The organism is Candidatus Arsenophonus triatominarum, assembly GCF_001640365.1.
GTDB classification, from domain to species: Bacteria; Pseudomonadota; Gammaproteobacteria; order Enterobacterales; family Enterobacteriaceae; genus Arsenophonus; species Arsenophonus triatominarum.
In genome coordinates this window covers 127,690-144,991 of the sequence record NZ_LWMI01000007.1, presented here as the reverse complement: position 1 = coordinate 144,991, position 17,302 = coordinate 127,690, and the positions used below count along the sequence as shown (strand labels likewise).

Below are 17,302 nucleotides of genomic sequence, written 5' to 3'. Positions count from 1 at the left end.
CTAGGCGACTTAATTTTGATTACAGCATATGTATTAAAAACAGGTCATCGATAGTGCATCCTGTTTCCATCTTTTTACGTTTAGCTTGAGACCATTTATGTTCTATAGGATTTAAATCTGGTGAATACACAGGCAAATATTCTATCTGGTGTCCTGCGTTTATAATTGCCTGTTCAATATTCTTACCTTTGTGAAAGCTAGCGTTGTCCATAAAAATAACAGAATTTTCAGGAAGTTCTGGGAGCAATATTTTTGTGATCCAAACATAAAAAACATCACGGTTAATATTGCAATCAAATAATCCGATAGCAAAAAGGGTTGTTCCCAATAAAGCGCCAATAACATTTGTTCTTCCCTTAGCACCCCAGTTTTTCAGGCCAAAACAACGGTGACCTTTTGGGGAATAGCCGTGAGTTCGTGGAGTGTCATGTGAAAAACCACTTTCATCAATAAAAACAACAGATTTATCTTTTTTTTCATACTGTTGTCTTTTTTGCTGATGTGCCAGCCTGTCGCTTTCGTTGGTTTTTGGATGGAATAGAGTTTTTTTTATAGGTTAATCCCAGCTTTTTAAGGGATTGCCAAATAGTCTTTTTACAAACACCGAATCGCTCTGCCCGTTCCTTTTGGTAAGCATCTGGATACTGTTCCACATCTTTTGCTAAAGCATTTTTATCGAGCTTCCTCTTACGTGGCGTTGAATTTTTTGGCTCTGGTCGTTTAAGCCAACGTACTAAAGACGCTTTTCCAATACGGAATTGTTTCGCAGTTTCTCGAATTGTTAAACCTTCGGCTTTCCTTACAGATATTACTTTACGTCGAAAATCAATTGTATAACTCATAACACACCTTGTAATCAAAATTAAGTCGCCTAGCTATAGACAATAAAAAGAGGTTTAACTTAGAAAATAACGGTTTGAAATGATCAACAAAGAGCGGTTGTTACGAGATAATCGTTTATGTAAAGCAATCATTGGATTATCAGTCGAAGAATTGAAAAATTTAGCCGCTGAATTTTCAGCTTGTTATTTGATTTATCGGAAAAAGAATCGAAAAGATCACAAGCGGCAGATGGGTGCAGGGCAGAAAGGATTTATCCCAACCCCATTAGATAAACTGCTTTTTATTTTATTGTATTTAAAATGTTATCCGACCTATGATTTGCAAGGACTTCTTTTTGGTTTAGATAGAACACGGGTATGTCGCTGGGTAAAAATATTATTGCCGGTTTTAGAGATGACCTTGGGGCGAGAATGTGTTTTGCCCGCTCGTCAAATTCGCTCTGCTGAGGAATTTTTTCGCGCCTTTCCTGGAGTTAAAGACGTCTTTATTGATGGGACAGAGCGACCTGTCCAAAAGCCTAAGAATCTGCGTCGGCGAAAAAAAATGTATTCGGGAAAGAAAAGACAGACCACTCGAAAAGGGCTTATTATGACTGACGAAACGAGGAAAATTGGATTTATCCCCATGATCAAAAATGGGCGCCGTCACGATAAACGCTTACTCGATAAAGTCGATATAATTCGCCATATTCCCCCTGAGGTAACCATCTGGGCCGATACCGGTTTTCAAGGTATAGATAAACAGCATCCTAATACACAAATCCCAAAAAAAGGAACTCGAAAAAGACCTTTATCGCCTGAACAAAAACAAGAAAATAAAATAATCTCGGGCATCCGTATTACGGTTGAACACGCCATCGCGGGTATCAAAGCGCCTCGGTTGTATGACCCAAATTTTACGGAATCGTAGACCCTTTATTGATGATACCTTTTTACTCCTTAGTGCCGGTCTTTGGAATTTCCATCTCAGAACAGCCTAAAATTTACTTCAATCACCGAAATACCCTTATTTCACTATTAAGCAATACGCTTATTGGAGCACTATTGTCACACTCATCCTCTTAAGAAAAAAATTGCCAGTGTCTTTCTCGAATCCTTTCTCTTCTATTCCGGATTTTACTTGCCAATGTACTGGTCAAGCCGAGGAAAACTAACCAACACGGCCGATCTTATTCGGTTAATAATTCGCGACGAAGCGATCCATGGCTACTATACCGGCTATAAATTTCAAAAATCACTCATCAAATATAGTGATAAAGAAAAAAATGAAATAAAAGATTTCGCTTATGAATTATTATTAAACTTATACGATAATGAAATTAAATATAGTGAATCTTTATATGATGACGTTGGTTGGACAGAGGATGTAAAAAAATTTCTTCACTATAATGCCAATAAAGCATTAATAAATTTAGGCTATGAGTCTCTTTTCCCAGAAGAGACGACTAATGTCAGCCCGGCAATCTTGTCAGCACTCTCACAAAATGCTAACGAAAACCACGATTTCTTTTCTGGTTCAGGTTCCTCTTACATCATTGGTAAAATGATCACCACAGAAGATGAGGATTGGAACTTTTAATTTATTAATATTCTATTAAATAATGATAAAAAAGCAGTTAAATAAATACGGCATACAATATTATATATGTATATTTTATTTAGCCTGCTTTTTATAGCTAGGCGACTTAATTTTGATTACAGCATATGTATTAAAAACAGGTCATCGATAGTGCATCCTGTTTCCATCTTTTTACGTTTAGCTTGAGACCATTTATGTTCTATAGGATTTAAATCTGGTGAATACACAGGCAAATATTCTATCTGGTGTCCTGCGTTTATAATTGCCTGTTCAATATTCTTACCTTTGTGAAAGCTAGCGTTGTCCATAAAAATAACAGAATTTTCAGGAAGTTCTGGGAGCAATATTTTTGTGATCCAAACATAAAAAACATCACGATTAATATTGCAATCAAATAATCCGATAGCAAAAAGGGTTGTTCCCAATAAAGCGCCAATAACATTTGTTCTTCCCTTAGCACCCCAGTTTTTCAGGCCAAAACAACGGTGACCTTTTGGGGAATAGCCGTGAGTTCGTGGAGTGTCATGTGAAAAACCACTTTCATCAATAAAAACAACAGATTTATCTTTTTTTTCATACTGTTGTCTTTTTTGCTGATGTGCCAGCCTGTCGCTTTCGTTGGTTTTTGGATGGAATCGAGTTTTTTTTATAGGTTAATCCCAGCTTTTTAAGGGATTGCCAAATAGTCTTTTTACAAACACCGAATCGCTCTGCCCGTTCCTTTTGGTAAGCATCTGGATACTGTTCCACATCTTTTGCTAAAGCATTTTTATCGAGCTTCCTCTTACGTGGCGTTGAATTTTTTGGCTCTGGTCGTTTAAGCCAACGTACTAAAGACGCTTTTCCAATACGGAATTGTTTCGCAGTTTCTCGAATTGTTAAACCTTCGGCTTTCCTTACAGATATTACTTTACGTCGAAAATCAATTGTATAACTCATAACACACCTTGTAATCAAAATTAAGTCGCCTAGCTATATTATCAATAACAGCTAGAAAATCAATTTTTTTAGTTGATAACATAAAGTAAACCTATCTTTACTGCTTTATAATAATCAATTACTCATATTATTCTTCTATAAAAAAACAAAAAATAATTAAATTTATAAATTAATTTAATTGGTAAATAAAAAATCATATTAAAGATTATTTAATAATACAAAAAATGCCACCCTCAAAGTAAAAATCAATTCATTTCCAATAATAACAAAGGGTTAAAAAGAAAAACATGATTTATAAAAAAATAATTTAGCAATAAAAATAACGTTTTATGCAATATTTGCTAAAAATTACACCCACCTTTTTGATTAATTTTGTTAAACATAGGGTTGTCAGCATATTTCATTATGTTAGGTTATATAAAACATAAATTTAAAGTAAGGATACGAAAAAATTAATACGCCAATTAACTAACCATAGGATATTGTTATTGCATGTCATTTAAAATAGAAGTGAAAAATTTGTACAAAATATTCGGAGATCATCCTAATCAAGCTTTTAAACTTATCAATAAAGGCTTAACTAAAGAACAAATATTTAATAAAACCGGTTTAGCTATTGGTGTTAAAGACGCCAATCTGGCCATTGAAGAAGGCGAAATTTTCGTCATTATGGGTCTATCGGGTTCAGGAAAGTCTACCCTAGTACGCCTCCTCAATCGCCTAATTGAACCGACCAAAGGCCAAGTCTTAATTGACGGCGAAGATATTGCTAATATTTCGCAGGAAAAATTACGTAAAGTACGGCGTAAAAAAATCAGTATGGTATTTCAATCCTTCGCGTTAATGCCCCATCTCGATGTATTAGATAATGTCGCATTTGGTATGGAATTAGCTGGTGTTGCCAAACCAGAACGAACAGAAAAAGCATTAGCCGCTTTGCGACAAGTTAATCTTGAACAATGGACACAATCTTTTCCAAACGAATTATCAGGTGGTATGCGCCAACGTATTGGCCTTGCACGAGCATTGGCTAATGATCCTGATATTTTGCTGATGGATGAGGCATTCTCTGCGCTAGATCCACTAATTAGAACAGAAATGCAAGATGAATTACTGTCATTACAAGGTGATAAACAACGCACGATTATTTTTATCTCTCATGATCTGGATGAAGCTATGCGGATAGGTGACAGGATCGCGGTTATGCAGGATGGTGTTATTATCCAAGTCGGTACCCCTGATGAGATCTTAAATAATCCGGTTAATAATTATGTTAAAACGTTTTTTCGTGGCGTCGATATTAGCCAAGTATTCTCTGCCAAAGATATTGCCCGCCGTCGACCCGACGCCCTGTTACATATTACTCCTGGTTTTGGCCCACGTTCAGCACTAAAAATACTGAATGATGAAGATCGTGATTATGGTTATTTAATTGAAAGAGGTCAAAAATTTATCGGTATCGTTTCAATCAACTCATTGGAACAAGCATTACACGATAAAAAAAATATTGAACAGGCAATCTTAACCTCACCTTGTGCTATTGATGCCAACACTCCACTTAATGAACTTATTTCAACTATTGCTCAATCTCCCTGTGCAGTTCCTGTTATTGGTGATAATCAACATTATATTGGCGTTATTTCTAAAGGGATCTTACTGCAAACATTGGATAAGGAGACAATAAATGGATAACCAAACTCACATAAATAAAGAAATAATTCATGACCCTTGGAACACTATAACGACAGAAACCTCTACAGATTGGTTAGACATCCCCGTAACCGGTGTACCAATAAAACATTTTGATATCATGCATCCCTTTCAACAGCCACTCATACCGCTAGACTCATGGGTTTCACATGCTATCGATTGGATAGTTTTACACTTCCGCCCATTATTTCAAGGGATCCGTCTGCCGATTGATTTTATGTTAAGTCGTTTTGAACAAATCCTAACAACATTACCTGCTACTTTTATCATTATTTGTTTCGCACTGTTAGCCTGGCAGTTATCAAATAAAAAAGTGGCAGTAGCAACTTTCATCTCATTGGTCTTCATTGGAGCTATTGGCGCCTGGCCAGAAGCAATGATAACTTTATCTCTGGTATTAACTTCCTTATTTTTCTGTCTGTTAATAGGTTTACCATTGGGAATATGGTTAGCAAATAGCAAACGAGCAAGCCAAATAATTCGGCCTCTACTAGATGCAATGCAAACTACACCAGCATTTGTTTATTTGGTACCTATTGTTATGTTATTTGGTATTGGTAATGTCCCTGGTATTGTCGTCACAATTATTTTTGCTCTACCGCCAATTATTCGACTAACTATTTTGGGAATAAGGCAAGTACCCGATGATCTTATTGAAGCTGCAGAATCGTTTGGTGCCAGTCGAAATCAACTTTTGTTTAAAGTTCAGTTACCGCTTGCTGCGCCTACTATCATGGCGGGAGTTAATCAGACATTGATGTTATCACTTTCAATGGTTGTTATTGCATCTATGATTGCTGTTGGCGGGTTAGGACAAATGGTACTAAGGGGAATTGGTCGATTAGATATGGGATTAGCAGCGGTAGGCGGTACTGGTATTGTTATATTAGCTATTATTCTGGATCGGCTAACCCAATCATTAGGTGAAAAAGCCTGCATAAAAAAAAATACCGCTTGGTATCACTCGGGGCCTATTGGCTTAATGACCTGTTTATTGCAAAAAACTAAAACTCGTTTCTGCAAATAAACATGATGTCATTTTTATCATATAAAAAATTTTAGCCTATTCATTTTGCGATACCCCCTAGAGAGGAAATCACATGCGTAAAACTATTTTCCTGGCTGCGGCTTTAACAACATTAATCAGTATTAAACTTTCCGCCACTGAACTACCAGGCAAAGGTATAAAAGTACAACCGATACAAAGCACAATTGCAGAAGAGACTTTCCAAACTTTGATTGTTAATAAAGCATTGGAAAAATTAGGCTATCAAATTTTGCCCATCCAAGAGGTCGACTATACCGTTGCTTACGCATCAATTGCGGCCGGTGATGCAACGTTTATGGCAGTCAATTGGCAACCATTACACAATGCCCAATATGCAGCGATTGGTGGAGATAACCGCCTATACCGTAAAGGCATTTATGTCAGTAATGCCGTTCAAGGTTATCTGATAGATAAAAAAACGGCGGATAAATACAACATCACCAACATAGCTCAATTTAAAGATGCTAATATTGCTAAATTATTTGATACCAATGGTAACGGTAAAGCCGATCTCACTGGTTGTAACCCGGGTTGGGGCTGTGAAGCCGCCATTAATAACCATTTAAATGCTTATCAACTAAACACAACCGTTGAACATAATCAGGGTAATTATGCGGCGATGATAGCGGATACCATCACTCGTTACAAAGAAGGTAAACCCATTTTCTATTATACCTGGGCACCTTATTGGGTTAACGCCGTGCTTAAACCGGGTAAAGACGTTGTTTGGTTGCAAGTTCCTTTTTCTTCACTACCAAATAATGATAAAAGTGATACCACTTTAGCAAATGGTAAAAATTATGGTTTTCCACCTAGTACAATGCATATCGTCGCCAATAAAATTTGGGCAGCAAAGAATCCTGCGGCGGCAAAACTATTTGCCATTATGGAAATTCCAATTACAGATATTAATGCCCAAAATCTTCGTATGCATAATGGTGAAGCTTCGCAAGCTGACCTTGAACGTCATGCTCAAGGTTGGATAAAAGCTCATCAACAACTTTTTAATAACTGGATAAAGATTGCTTTAAAAACTAACTAGCAAAAATCCTGTTGTTACACATTTTATGTGATTTTCTATAAATAGGCTGAATATTATCTTTTTAACCTTTTTTATATTATATGGCAACTTAATGGCAATAAAAACATTCGCCTTTATTTAAATGAATAAGGAAATTAATTTTTAACTTATCATCTAACAATCAAGTAGATAGCTAGTTTAGATTAACCATTGTTTATTTTAATTTATCTATATTTAATTTAATATTAGTGTTATAACAAAACAATTAATTAATATTAAATGTATATAATTTATTGCAAATAATATTTATTTTTTATTAATTGGATAATTAAATTATTTTGCAAATAAGAAGTTATAGACTATTTAAAGCTATTTTAAAATCTATTTTTCTTATATTAACATTTAAAATATTTATGAATTAAATACCAATAACAAAATAAATTTCGCGATAATAAATAACTATAATTGATAATTTTAGCTTTTGATATACCATTTAGATTGATTATGACAGTTGCTATCTTACCAACTGAAACTAATAAGGTATATAAATAATGGAAAGCACACAAACACAAAAAGAAACTTCATTTTCTCCCATAGAGCAATTACTTAATGAACGCAAACAGCAACAACAAAAATCAACTATTCCGCTACCCTATCAGCAAATTTTGCTAACGCGTTTATGTATGCATGTACAAGGGAAATTGTTAGAAAATAGAAATAATATGCTTAAAAAACAAGGAATTAATGAAACGTTATTTATGGCATTAATCATTCTCGACACCCAAACAACACATAGTATTCAACCGTCTGAACTTAGCGATGCTTTAGGCTCCTCAAGAACAAATGCAACGCGCATTGCAGATGAATTGGAAAATCGAAAATGGATTGAACGCAAAGAAAGTCACAATGATCGCCGATGCTTATATCTCCACTTAACCGAAGAGGGTTCAGACTTTCTAAAAAAAATACTTCCTCGCCAAAATGAAAATTTAGAAAAAATTTGGTCTGTTTTTAGCGCTGAAGAAAAAAATACTATCGAAAAATTGATGAGAAAGTTATTAGTTAAACTTGATGATCTTGACAATCAAACAGTATGTTGATGACTACCCCAAAACCATCCCAAATCATAAAAAATTATTAATAATAACCATACCGTTTCCAGTGGTATAATTATAAGCTACTGGAAACTTTTGCTTATTAAGCGTAGATTAAACATTAGTAAAATGAATAATATGGAGTTTAATACAACATGGGCGTTAATGAACAACAATTAACAGCGACTAAAACCCAAAAACGCCGAACTATAATTGTACTAGTTAGCATTTTTTTTATCATTACTGCACTAATATGTGGAATTTATTGGTTTTTAGTGCTCCGATACCATCAAAGTACTGATAATGCCTACATTGCAGGCAATCAAATTCAGATAATGTCTCAAGTACCTGGCAGCGTTATTACCGTTAATGTTGAAAATACTGATTTTGTAAAAAGTGGCACAGTGCTGGTTAAACTTGATCCCAGAGATGCTATTTTAGAATTGGAAAAAGCAAAAACTAACTTAGCTAACAGCGTCAGGCAAACCCATCAACATATGATTAATAGCCGACAGTATCAAGCTAATATCTCTTTTCGTCGTTCTGAACTGAATAAATTACAACAAGATCTTCAACGTCGCGAAATACTTGGCCAATCAAAAGTTATTGGTAAAGAAGAATTACAACATGCTCGTGAGGCGGTGACCAGTGCTAAAGCTGCCCTCGATGTGGCTGTTGAGCAATTTAATGCTAACCAAGCTATCGTGTTAGATACTCCACTAGATAAACAACCTACAGTTTTACAAGCCGCCACTGAACTTCGTAACGCTTGGCTAACATTAGAACGGACGCAAATTGTTACCCCTGTTGATGGGTATGTTTCACGTCGTAGTGTTCAAGTCGGCGCTCGTATCACCCCGGCAACACCGCTTATGGCGGTAGTACCAACTGACAATATGTGGATTGACACAAATTTTAAAGAAACTCAACTTGCCGATATTCGTATCGGTCAACCAGCAAAAATCACTACCGATTTTTATGGTAAAAACATTGTTTATCAAGGACGTGTTGAAGGCTTAGATATGGGAACAGGTAGCGCGTTTTCACTATTACCTGCCCAAAATGCAAGTGGTAACTGGATCAAAATTGTGCAACGCTTACCTGTTCGTATAACCATTGATACAGAACAATTAAAAAAATACCCTTTGCGGATCGGACTTTCCAGTGAAGTTACCGTCGATACAAGTGACAAAAATGGCCCAATACTTTCACGAAAAACTCGCAATAACCCAGCTTATCATACTAATGCGTTTAAAATTAATATGGCTCCTGTCGATCAACTAGTTGCCGATATTATTAATAATAATTCAGGAACAAAATAAAAGGAGCTAATCGTGGCTAAAGAGCCATTACAAGGTACAAAACTGGCATGGATGACATTTGCGCTATCACTAGCTACCTTTATGCAGGTTTTGGATTCAACCATTGCTAATGTTGCAATCCCAACTATCGCTGGTAATTTAGGTGCTTCTAATTCACAAGGTACCTGGGTGATCACCTCCTTTGGCGTAGCTAATGCAATTTCGATCCCCATCACAGGTTGGCTGGCCAAACGCATTGGAGAAGTTAAACTTTTTCTTTGGTCAACCGCGCTATTCACCCTAACCTCATGGCTATGTGGCATTGCCGGCAGTTTGGAAACATTGATTTTCTTTCGCATCTTACAAGGAATGGTGGCAGGTCCCCTTATTCCTTTGTCACAAAGCCTGCTGCTTAATAACTACCCTCCTCTTAAACGTAATATGGCGCTTGCACTTTGGTCAATAACAATTGTTATTGCCCCCATTTGTGGGCCGATCTTAGGTGGCTATATTAGTGATAATTATCACTGGGGATGGATTTTTTTTATTAATGTCCCATTTGGTATTGCTATTATTTTCATTATTATGCAAACACTCGCTGATCGTGAAACCGCAACGGAGATAAAGCCAATTGATACCATTGGATTAACATTACTGATCGTTGGTATCGGTGCATTACAAATTATGCTTGATCGAGGTAAAGAGCTAGATTGGTTTAATTCAACAGAAATTGTTGTGCTGGCAATAACCGCAGTAATTGCATTGAGCTTCCTTATTATTTGGGAACTGACAGATAATAACCCTGTTATTGATCTTTCCTTGTTCAAAGAGCGTAATTTTACTATTGGCTGTTTGTCACTAAGTCTGGCTTATATGCTCTACTTTGGTACTATTGTATTACTACCGCAGTTATTACAGGAAGTGTTTGGTTATACAGCAACATGGGCGGGTTTAGCCTCCGCACCAGTCGGGATTTTACCACTATTAATAACGCCATTGATCGGGCGATTTAGCCATAAAATTGATATGCGTATTATCGTTACTTTCAGCTTTATTGTTTACGCCATCTGCTATTATTGGCGAGCATGGACATTTGAGCCAGCGATGGATTTTGCCGCTGCAGCATGGCCACAATTCGTGCAAGGATTAGCTATTGCTTGCTTTTTCATGCCACTTACCACCATTACTTTATCTGGTTTGCCAGCTGAAAAGCTCGCCTCAGCATCCAGTCTATCAAATTTTGCCCGGACACTTGCCGGAGCGATAGGAACGTCTGTGACAACCACTTTATGGACACAAAGGGAAGCTATGCATCATGCCCACTTTACTGAAATTATTACCCCCTATAATCCAGAGTCGCAACAATTCTATGCAAAATTGTCCGCATTAGGATTAAATGAGCAACAGTCATCCGCTTATCTAGCAAAAATGATTACTGATCAAGGATTAATTATCTCAGCCAATGAAATTTTTTGGTTATCAGCGGGCGTTTTTATTGCTCTTTTAGTTTTACTTTGGTTGGCAAAACCCCCTTTCACTGCCGGCGAGAGCCAAAGCAGTGGCGGCGCACATTAATAGCGGAGACTGATAAAAAATAGGCTAGATAACAGAAATGATAGTTATTGAGATAGTTTTATACTAACTATCTCAATAAATATGACTAAATTTTATTTTTTTGCCACCGTTTAGCCAATATAATACCTGCAGCGACCGAAACGTTTAAACTTTCCACCTGACCTGTGCCACCAATACAGAGGTTTATACTAAGCGTGTTGCTTAATAGTGAAATAAGGGTATTTCGGTGATTGAAGTAAATTTTAGGCTGTTCTGAGATGGAAATTCCAAAGACCGGCACTAAGGAGTAAAAAGGTATCATCAATAAAGGGTCTACGATTCCGTAAAATTTGGGTCATACAACCGAGGTGCTTGATACCCGCGATGGCGTGTTCAACCGTAATACGGATGCCCGAGATTATTTTATTTTCTTGTTTTTGTTCAGGCGATAAAGGTCTTTTTCGAGTTCCTTTTTTTGGGATTTGTGTATTAGGATGCTGTTTATCTATACCTTGAAAACCGGTATCGGCCCAGATGGTTACCTCAGGGGGAATATGGCGAATTATATCGACTTTATCGAGTAAGCGTTTATCGTGACGGCGCCCATTTTTGATCATGGGGATAAATCCAATTTTCCTCGTTTCGTCAGTCATAATAAGCCCTTTTCGAGTGGTCTGTTTTTTCTTTCCCGAATACATTTTTTTTCGCCGACGCAGATTCTTAGGCTTTTGGACAGGTCGCTCTGTCCCATCAATAAAGACGTCTTTAACTCCAGGAAAGGCGCGAAAAAATTCCTCAGCAGAGCGAATTTGACGAGCGGGCAAAACACATTCTCGCCCCAAGGTCATCTCTAAAACCGGCAATAATATTTTTACCCAGCGACATACCCGTGTTCTATCTAAACCAAAAAGAAGTCCTTGCAAATCATAGGTCGGATAACATTTTAAATACAATAAAATAAAAAGCAGTTTATCTAATGGGGTTGGGATAAATCCTTTCTGCCCTGCACCCATCTGCCGCTCGTGATCTTTTCGATTCTTTTTCCGATAAATCAAATAACAAGCTGAAAATTCAGCGGCTAAATTTTTCAATTCTTCGACTGATAATCCAATGATTGCTTTACATAAACGATTATCTCGTAACAACCGCTCTTTGTTGATCATTTCAAACCGTTATTTTCTAAGTTAAACCTCTTTTTATTGTCTATAGCGTGACAAAAAATGCAAGTCTCTATTCAGCAACTATTTTACTGTCTTCCTGCCAAGCATTTTCAGTTAACCCATTACTTTCCTGCCCCAATAGTGTAACCTGAGTTCGGGATAAGCATTATCAATTATGCTTGAAGATATGTTCCTGCCACCGGTATCTTTGGTTTAGATGGAATTAAACAATATGCAACCAGCCCTGCTAATAAATCCACTACAAAGTTAGCAGGAGAGCGGTGCCGCGTATGCGCTATCTGACAAAGATTTTTTAACTCATCAAATACCGTTTCAATGACAGAACGATGACGCAAGATGGCTTTGTCGAAACAAGTCTGTTCAACAGGCTTCATTTTCTTCTTGATATTCGTTATAAGGTTAATTCCCATTGTTTTCAGTTGCTGTTTCAGTGAAGCCGATAAATACCCTTTATCCGCATACAAACAACCAGAAAGATCTTTTCACGAGTTTCGCACCAATAAAAAACGCTCTATTTTTAAGTTTAATTCAGCATAATATATAAATAGACAAAATCTTATAAATTAAAAGCAACTTATTGTAATTTAAACAAATTTATACGTTTTAGTAACTTGCAAATTAACCATTGCTTTTAAGCCATTTCTGGAATTTTATATGCCTGTGCGAAACTCGTGCTTTAGTGAAATTAGCGAATTTACCCATGATGACTTAGCGAATATGACACAAATCGATTATGACCGAGAAATGGCCTTTATCGCTATTAAAAAAAATTCCGAGATTATTGGAGTGGTTCGTGTGGTAGAAGATCCTGACAATCAGCAAGCAGAATTTGCTGTTTTAGTACGTTCTGATATGAAAGGTAATACACTTGGATATCAGTTAGTGGACAAAATTATTAGATATAGCCGTAGTCGAGGCACTCGACGACTTACTGCAATCACAATGCCTGAAAATAAAAAAATGCTACAGCTAGCACAAAAATTAGGTTTTAGTCTCGATATTCAATTTGAAAATAGTATTGTCAATCTTGATCTAGCACTATGAAGAAAATAATCTTGTAACCAAATAAATAGAACAAATAATGCAATAAATAGTGGCTGAACAATCGGTCAACATAGCTAGGATTAATAGATACAAAAAATCAAACTAATGGTATCATAAATCACCAATTTTCAATAAACCTAAACCAGAATATGTAATCTACTCCTTTAATAAAAAAGAGAAAATTTACACTGTGATGTTGTCCAAATTAAAAAAAGCAAAGCATCAACAATATCTTGAGCAATTAGCAAAATTACCTCAATCTGCTGCTGGAGTTGTCACCCTATACCAAACAGAAAGTTTTCGAAAAGCTCTGTTGGACAAAATTGCCAACGCTCAACGGTATATTTATATTACTGCACTTTACTTCGAACATGATGATGCAGGACGAGACATACTAAATGCGCTTTATCAAGCAAAAATGGCACGACCAGAATTAGATATCAAAATAATGGTTGACTGGCATCGTGCTCAACGTGGTCGCATTGGTGCAGATGCCAGCGCAACTAATGCCGATTGGTATTATCAAATGGCAATGGCACACCCAGGATCAGGTATCGCTATTTTTGGTATCCCCGTCAATACACGTGAGGCATTAGGTGTTTTACATCTAAAAGGTTTTATCTTCGATGATACGGTTATTTATAGCGGCGCCAGCATTAATGATGTCTATCTCCAGCAACACCAACGTTATCGTTACGATCGTTATCATATATTAGATAATGCCCAATTAGCTGCGACTATGAAAAGCTTTATCGACCAAAGCTTGCTATCTTCACCCGCCATCCAGCGTCTAGATCAAGCACATCGCCCCCGCAATACTCAAATTAAAAGTTTAATTAAACAATTTCGCCATAGCTTAAAAAGTTGTCACTATCAATTGCAAAATAATGCCACAAATGAAGAGTTAGCAGTAACTCCATTAATCGGTTTAGGCAAAAAAAACGAATTAAATAAAACTATTACGCATTTAATGAACAGTACAGAAAAGAAAATGACTATCTGTACACCCTATTTTAATTTACCCACTATTTTAACGCGTATAATTAGTAAATTATTGCGTGACGGCAAACAAATTGAAATTATCATTGGCGATAAAACGGCTAATGACTTTTATATTCCACCAGAAGAACCTTTTAAAATTATCAGTGCATTACCTTATTTATATGAAATTAACCTACGCCGTTTTATCTGTCGGTTACAACGCTTTGTAGATAACCAGCAATTAACTATTAGATTATGGAAAGACGGAGAAAATAGCTATCATTTAAAAGGAATTTGGATAGATAATAACTGGCAATTAATAACCGGTAATAATCTCAATCCTCGTGCATGGGGACTGGATTTGGAGAATGCAATATTAATTCACGATCCCCAAAAAGTTCTGTTGCAGCAAAAAAACAAAGAATTAAAATGTATAACAACTAATACTCATATTGTGAGTCACTATCAAGAGCTTGAAAATATCCAGCGCTATCCAGTAAAAATTAAAAAACTTATTCGCCGTTTACGCAGGATCCGCGTTGATAGGCTAATACGCCGCATTCTTTAATAGGTTAACTCAATTTCCGACCACAAAATAATGAGCTTTTTTTGTTTTAAAAATCAATGTGTTATCAATAATTAAAACGTCAAAAAGCCACCCATGGTGGCTTTCTTAACACAATGTAAGGTCTGGCAGCTCCCTACTCTCACATGGGGAGACCCCACACTACCATCGGCGCTACGGCATTTCACTTATGAGTTCGGCATGGGGTCAAGTGGGACCACCGCGCTATTGCTGCCAGACAAATTCTTTTTTATTTATCCCGTCTTATTTCGCTGCCTTCTGGCTTCGCTTTCACCCTGCTCACCTACCTCAGTACGCGACCAAGTCTCTGCCATCAGCAAAATTCGACCAGATTCAATCTCTGAACAAGCTAAAATTCTCTCTCTCAAAAACACCTTCGGTGTTGTTAGGTTAAGCCTCTCGGGTCATTAGTACTGGTTAGCTCAACGTATCGCTACGCTTACACACCCAGCCTATCTACGTCCTCGTCTCGAACACCCCTTATAGGACATTACTGTCAGGGAAGATTCATCTATATTAGTCTTAACTTAATCTGACAATTCTGATTTAAAAAAGAGCGTTACCGGTTTTAATTAACATCATTAGATAATTAAATAAAAGGTAATTCTATGTATCAAACAAATAATCCTATCATCAAACATAAAGTCGGGTTACTTAACCTCGCTGAAGAGCTTAATAACGTCTCAAAAGCCTGTAAGATTATGGGGGTATCCCGAGATACGTTTTATCGCTACCAGGAACTTGTTAACGATGGTGGGATAGACGCTTTAATTAATCAAAATCGACGGGTGCCTATGTAGTGGCATACTAAATTTGGCCACCTAAGTTGAGGTGATATGCTTACCTCATAATTTTTATAGGTGCCGAAATGAGTAAAATAATTACTGCTGAATTTAAATGTGAAACCGCCAAATTAGTCCTTGACCAAAATTACACCTACCAGGAAGCCGCGAAAGGCATGAACGTCAGTCTTTCAGCGATTAGCCGGTGGGTAAGAGCCCTTCGTTTAGAACGTCAAGGGAAAACATCGCCTGGTCTGCCATTAACACCTGAACAAATTGAGTTCAGAGAAATGAAGAAAAAAATCCACCGGCTGGAAATGGAGAATGACATCTTAAAAAAGGCTACTGCGCTCTTAATGTCCGACTCACTGAAAAATTTTCGGTAGTTGAAAAGCTAAGAGTGCTTTATCCGGTGAAAACTTTGTGTCGTATTTTTAATGTTCACCGAAGCAGTTATCGCTATTGGTGTCGGCCTAAGGAGCCAGATATTGAGCGGACGATAAAACGTAGCCTAGTCAGCGAAGCGTGGAACGTTAGTGGCGGCTCTGCTGGCGCAAGGACTATCGCCACGATGGTTACCAATACACACAACGTGAAACTTGGGCGGTGGTTAGCGGGTAAGTTGATGAAAGAATTAATCATCGTCAGTTGCCAAGAGCGAAAACATAAATACAACCGCGGTGGAAATGAACGTATTGATATTCCAAATCTGCTCAATAGGCAGTTCGCTGTTACAAAGCCTGACCAGGTTTGGTGCGGCGATGTAACCTATATTTGGACAGGCTCACGATGGGCCTATCTGGCTGTGGTATTGGATTTGTTTGCCCGAAAACCGGTGGGCTGGGCAATGTCATTTGCACCAGACTCAGAATTAACCGCCAAAGCACTACAAATGGCTTGGGAACTACGTGGGCATCCCAAACAGGTGATGTTCCATAGTGATCAGGGAAGTCATTATACCAGTCGTCAGTATAGGCAGGCATTGTGGCGTTATCAGATGACCCAAAGTATCAGTCGCAGAGGGAATTGTTGGGATAATAGTCCGATGGAACGATTCTTCCGTAGTCTGAAGACCGAATGGGTGCCAACGACTGGCTACCAAAGCTTTAGTACTGCTCAGTCAGCCATTATTCGCTACATAACCCACTACTATAGCGATATAAGACCTCACTGGTATAACGGTGGATTAACGCCAAACGAATCAGAGCGACTGTTCCGTGAACAGTCAGGTAGGGTGGCCAATTTTAGTTGACCACTACACAACGCCCAGTAATTTCGATTAACGCTCGCACCCTCCGTATTACCGCGGCTGCTGGCACGGAGTTAGCCGGTGCTTCTTCTGTCGCTAACGTCAATTGCTAAGGCTATTAACCTTAACACCTTCCTCACGACTGAAAGTACTTTACAACCCGAAGGCCTTCTTCATACACGCAGCATGGCTGCATCAGGCTTGCGCCCATTGTGCAATATTCCCCACTGCTGCCTCCCGTAGGAGTCTGAGCCGTGTCTCAGTCCCAGTGTGGCTGATCATCCTCTCAGACCAGCTAGAGATCGTCGCCTAGGTGAGCCTTTACCCCACCTACTAGCTAATCTCATATGGGTTCATCCGAAGGTGTGAGGCCATAATGGTCCCCTACTTT

The 17,302-nt window shown here is 37.6% G+C and carries 13 protein-coding genes, 1 rRNA gene, 6 pseudogenes and 2 other annotated features (1 of these 22 cut by a window edge); of the genes and pseudogenes, 12 read left to right on the top strand and 8 right to left on the bottom strand.

Annotated elements, in window-relative coordinates; translation table 11 throughout:
- Window positions 1-19: 19 nt before the first annotated feature.
- Both AYJ55_RS05845 and AYJ55_RS05840 read right to left on the bottom strand, forming a co-directional pair.
- The gene (locus AYJ55_RS05845) at window positions 20-508 is read right to left on the bottom strand and encodes an IS630 family transposase (protein WP_063653499.1); all 489 of its coding nucleotides are present in this window, start codon (window positions 506-508) and stop codon (window positions 20-22) included.
- Window positions 477-842: an IS630 transposase-related protein gene (locus tag AYJ55_RS05840; RefSeq protein ID WP_063653415.1), complete on the bottom strand. Its 366-nt coding sequence runs from the start codon at window positions 840-842 to the stop codon at window positions 477-479. Before AYJ55_RS05840 ends, AYJ55_RS05845 begins: the two co-directional genes overlap by 32 nt.
- 79 nt (window positions 843-921) lie before the next feature.
- Here AYJ55_RS05840 and AYJ55_RS05835 point away from each other — a divergent pair, with 79 nt between their 5' ends.
- Together AYJ55_RS05835 and AYJ55_RS05830 are read left to right on the top strand one after the other, a co-directional pair.
- On the top strand, window positions 922-1,752 hold the full coding sequence (locus tag AYJ55_RS05835; protein WP_063654841.1) for a transposase family protein: 831 nt from the start codon (window positions 922-924) through the stop codon (window positions 1,750-1,752).
- Window positions 1,753-1,872: 120 nt separating this feature from the next.
- Window positions 1,873-2,421 (top strand): annotated as a pseudogene (locus tag AYJ55_RS05830) (ribonucleotide-diphosphate reductase subunit beta); the annotation flags it as partial.
- 116 nt (window positions 2,422-2,537) lie between these two features.
- Here AYJ55_RS05830 and AYJ55_RS05825 read toward each other — a convergent pair.
- Window positions 2,538-3,026: an IS630 family transposase gene (locus tag AYJ55_RS05825; RefSeq protein ID WP_063653499.1), complete on the bottom strand. Its 489-nt coding sequence runs from the start codon at window positions 3,024-3,026 to the stop codon at window positions 2,538-2,540.
- Complete coding sequence (locus AYJ55_RS05820) at window positions 2,995-3,360, bottom strand: IS630 transposase-related protein (RefSeq protein ID WP_063653415.1); 366 nt, start codon at window positions 3,358-3,360, stop codon at window positions 2,995-2,997. Before AYJ55_RS05820 ends, AYJ55_RS05825 begins: the two co-directional genes overlap by 32 nt.
- A gap of 492 nt (window positions 3,361-3,852) precedes the next feature.
- Here AYJ55_RS05820 and proV point away from each other — a divergent pair, with 492 nt between their 5' ends.
- The 6 genes from proV to emrB all read left to right on the top strand — a co-directional run bounded on the left by proV (window position 3,853) and on the right by emrB (window position 11,109).
- Window positions 3,853-5,052 carry a glycine betaine/L-proline ABC transporter ATP-binding protein ProV gene (proV, locus tag AYJ55_RS05815; protein WP_063654839.1) on the top strand — a complete coding sequence of 400 codons (1,200 nt, stop codon included), beginning with the start codon at window positions 3,853-3,855 and terminating at the stop codon, window positions 5,050-5,052.
- Window positions 5,045-6,097 (top strand): glycine betaine/L-proline ABC transporter permease ProW, encoded by a 1,053-nt coding sequence (proW, locus tag AYJ55_RS05810; protein WP_063654837.1) that lies wholly within the window; start codon window positions 5,045-5,047, stop codon window positions 6,095-6,097. The genes proV and proW overlap by 8 nt, the downstream gene beginning before the upstream one ends.
- 73 nt (window positions 6,098-6,170) lie before the next feature.
- Window positions 6,171-7,160, top strand: a complete 990-nt coding sequence (proX, locus tag AYJ55_RS05805; protein ID WP_063654836.1) for a glycine betaine/L-proline ABC transporter substrate-binding protein ProX — start codon at window positions 6,171-6,173, stop codon at window positions 7,158-7,160.
- Window positions 7,161-7,690: 530 nt separating this feature from the next.
- On the top strand, window positions 7,691-8,239 hold the full coding sequence (gene mprA, locus AYJ55_RS05800; protein ID WP_063654834.1) for a transcriptional repressor MprA: 549 nt from the start codon (window positions 7,691-7,693) through the stop codon (window positions 8,237-8,239).
- Between the two features lie 149 nt (window positions 8,240-8,388).
- Window positions 8,389-9,555: a multidrug efflux MFS transporter periplasmic adaptor subunit EmrA gene (emrA, locus tag AYJ55_RS05795; RefSeq protein ID WP_063654832.1), complete on the top strand. Its 1,167-nt coding sequence runs from the start codon at window positions 8,389-8,391 to the stop codon at window positions 9,553-9,555.
- Window positions 9,556-9,567: 12 nt separating this feature from the next.
- Window positions 9,568-11,109, top strand: coding sequence for a multidrug efflux MFS transporter permease subunit EmrB (gene emrB / locus AYJ55_RS05790; protein WP_063654830.1), 1,542 nt, complete (start codon window positions 9,568-9,570; stop codon window positions 11,107-11,109).
- A gap of 85 nt (window positions 11,110-11,194) precedes the next feature.
- On the opposite strand, the pseudogene AYJ55_RS32705 reads toward emrB, so the two are convergent.
- The 3 genes and pseudogenes from AYJ55_RS32705 to AYJ55_RS05780 form a co-directional block, all read right to left on the bottom strand.
- A pseudogene (locus AYJ55_RS32705) lies at window positions 11,195-11,296 on the bottom strand (tRNA/rRNA methyltransferase); the annotation flags it as partial.
- A 55-nt stretch (window positions 11,297-11,351) separates the two neighbouring features.
- The gene (locus tag AYJ55_RS05785; protein ID WP_063654827.1) at window positions 11,352-12,251 is read right to left on the bottom strand and encodes a transposase family protein; all 900 of its coding nucleotides are present in this window, start codon (window positions 12,249-12,251) and stop codon (window positions 11,352-11,354) included.
- 170 nt (window positions 12,252-12,421) lie between these two features.
- Window positions 12,422-12,745 (bottom strand): annotated as a pseudogene (locus AYJ55_RS05780) (transposase); the annotation flags it as partial.
- 199 nt (window positions 12,746-12,944) lie between these two features.
- Between AYJ55_RS05780 and AYJ55_RS05775 the strand changes: the two are divergent.
- Window positions 12,945-13,313 (top strand): annotated as a pseudogene (locus tag AYJ55_RS05775) (GNAT family N-acetyltransferase); the annotation flags it as partial.
- A gap of 193 nt (window positions 13,314-13,506) precedes the next feature.
- Window positions 13,507-14,862, top strand: a complete 1,356-nt coding sequence (pssA, locus tag AYJ55_RS05770) for a CDP-diacylglycerol--serine O-phosphatidyltransferase (RefSeq protein ID WP_063654823.1) — start codon at window positions 13,507-13,509, stop codon at window positions 14,860-14,862.
- Window positions 14,863-14,982: 120 nt separating this feature from the next.
- Here the strand turns inward: pssA and rrf are convergent.
- Window positions 14,983-15,098 (bottom strand): 5S ribosomal RNA (gene rrf / locus AYJ55_RS05765).
- A 181-nt stretch (window positions 15,099-15,279) separates the two neighbouring features.
- Window positions 15,280-15,364: a sequence feature (23S ribosomal RNA rRNA prediction is too short), on the bottom strand.
- A 124-nt stretch (window positions 15,365-15,488) separates the two neighbouring features.
- On the opposite strand from rrf, the pseudogene AYJ55_RS05760 reads away from it, so the two are divergent.
- Both AYJ55_RS05760 and AYJ55_RS05750 read left to right on the top strand, forming a co-directional pair.
- Window positions 15,489-15,674: pseudogene (locus AYJ55_RS05760) on the top strand (helix-turn-helix domain-containing protein); the annotation flags it as partial.
- Window positions 15,675-15,748: 74 nt separating this feature from the next.
- A pseudogene (locus AYJ55_RS05750) lies at window positions 15,749-16,878 on the top strand (IS3 family transposase); the annotation flags it as partial.
- Window positions 16,866-17,302 (bottom strand) — a sequence feature (16S ribosomal RNA rRNA prediction is too short); it runs 194 nt beyond the window's last position. (Overlaps the previous pseudogene by 13 nt.)

Coding starts and splice junctions, on each gene's coding strand:
- proW (WP_063654837.1), top strand. CDS start 5,045: ATGGATAACCAAACTCACATAAATAAAGAAATAATTCATGACCCTTGG.
- AYJ55_RS05835 (WP_063654841.1), top strand. CDS start 922: ATGATCAACAAAGAGCGGTTGTTACGAGATAATCGTTTATGTAAAGCA.
- emrA (WP_063654832.1), top strand. CDS start 8,389: ATGGGCGTTAATGAACAACAATTAACAGCGACTAAAACCCAAAAACGC.
- proV (WP_063654839.1), top strand. CDS start 3,853: ATGTCATTTAAAATAGAAGTGAAAAATTTGTACAAAATATTCGGAGAT.
- AYJ55_RS05840 (WP_063653415.1), bottom strand. CDS start 842: ATGAGTTATACAATTGATTTTCGACGTAAAGTAATATCTGTAAGGAAA.
- mprA (WP_063654834.1), top strand. CDS start 7,691: ATGGAAAGCACACAAACACAAAAAGAAACTTCATTTTCTCCCATAGAG.
- pssA (WP_063654823.1), top strand. CDS start 13,507: ATGTTGTCCAAATTAAAAAAAGCAAAGCATCAACAATATCTTGAGCAA.
- AYJ55_RS05785 (WP_063654827.1), bottom strand. CDS start 12,251: ATGATCAACAAAGAGCGGTTGTTACGAGATAATCGTTTATGTAAAGCA.
- proX (WP_063654836.1), top strand. CDS start 6,171: ATGCGTAAAACTATTTTCCTGGCTGCGGCTTTAACAACATTAATCAGT.
- AYJ55_RS05820 (WP_063653415.1), bottom strand. CDS start 3,360: ATGAGTTATACAATTGATTTTCGACGTAAAGTAATATCTGTAAGGAAA.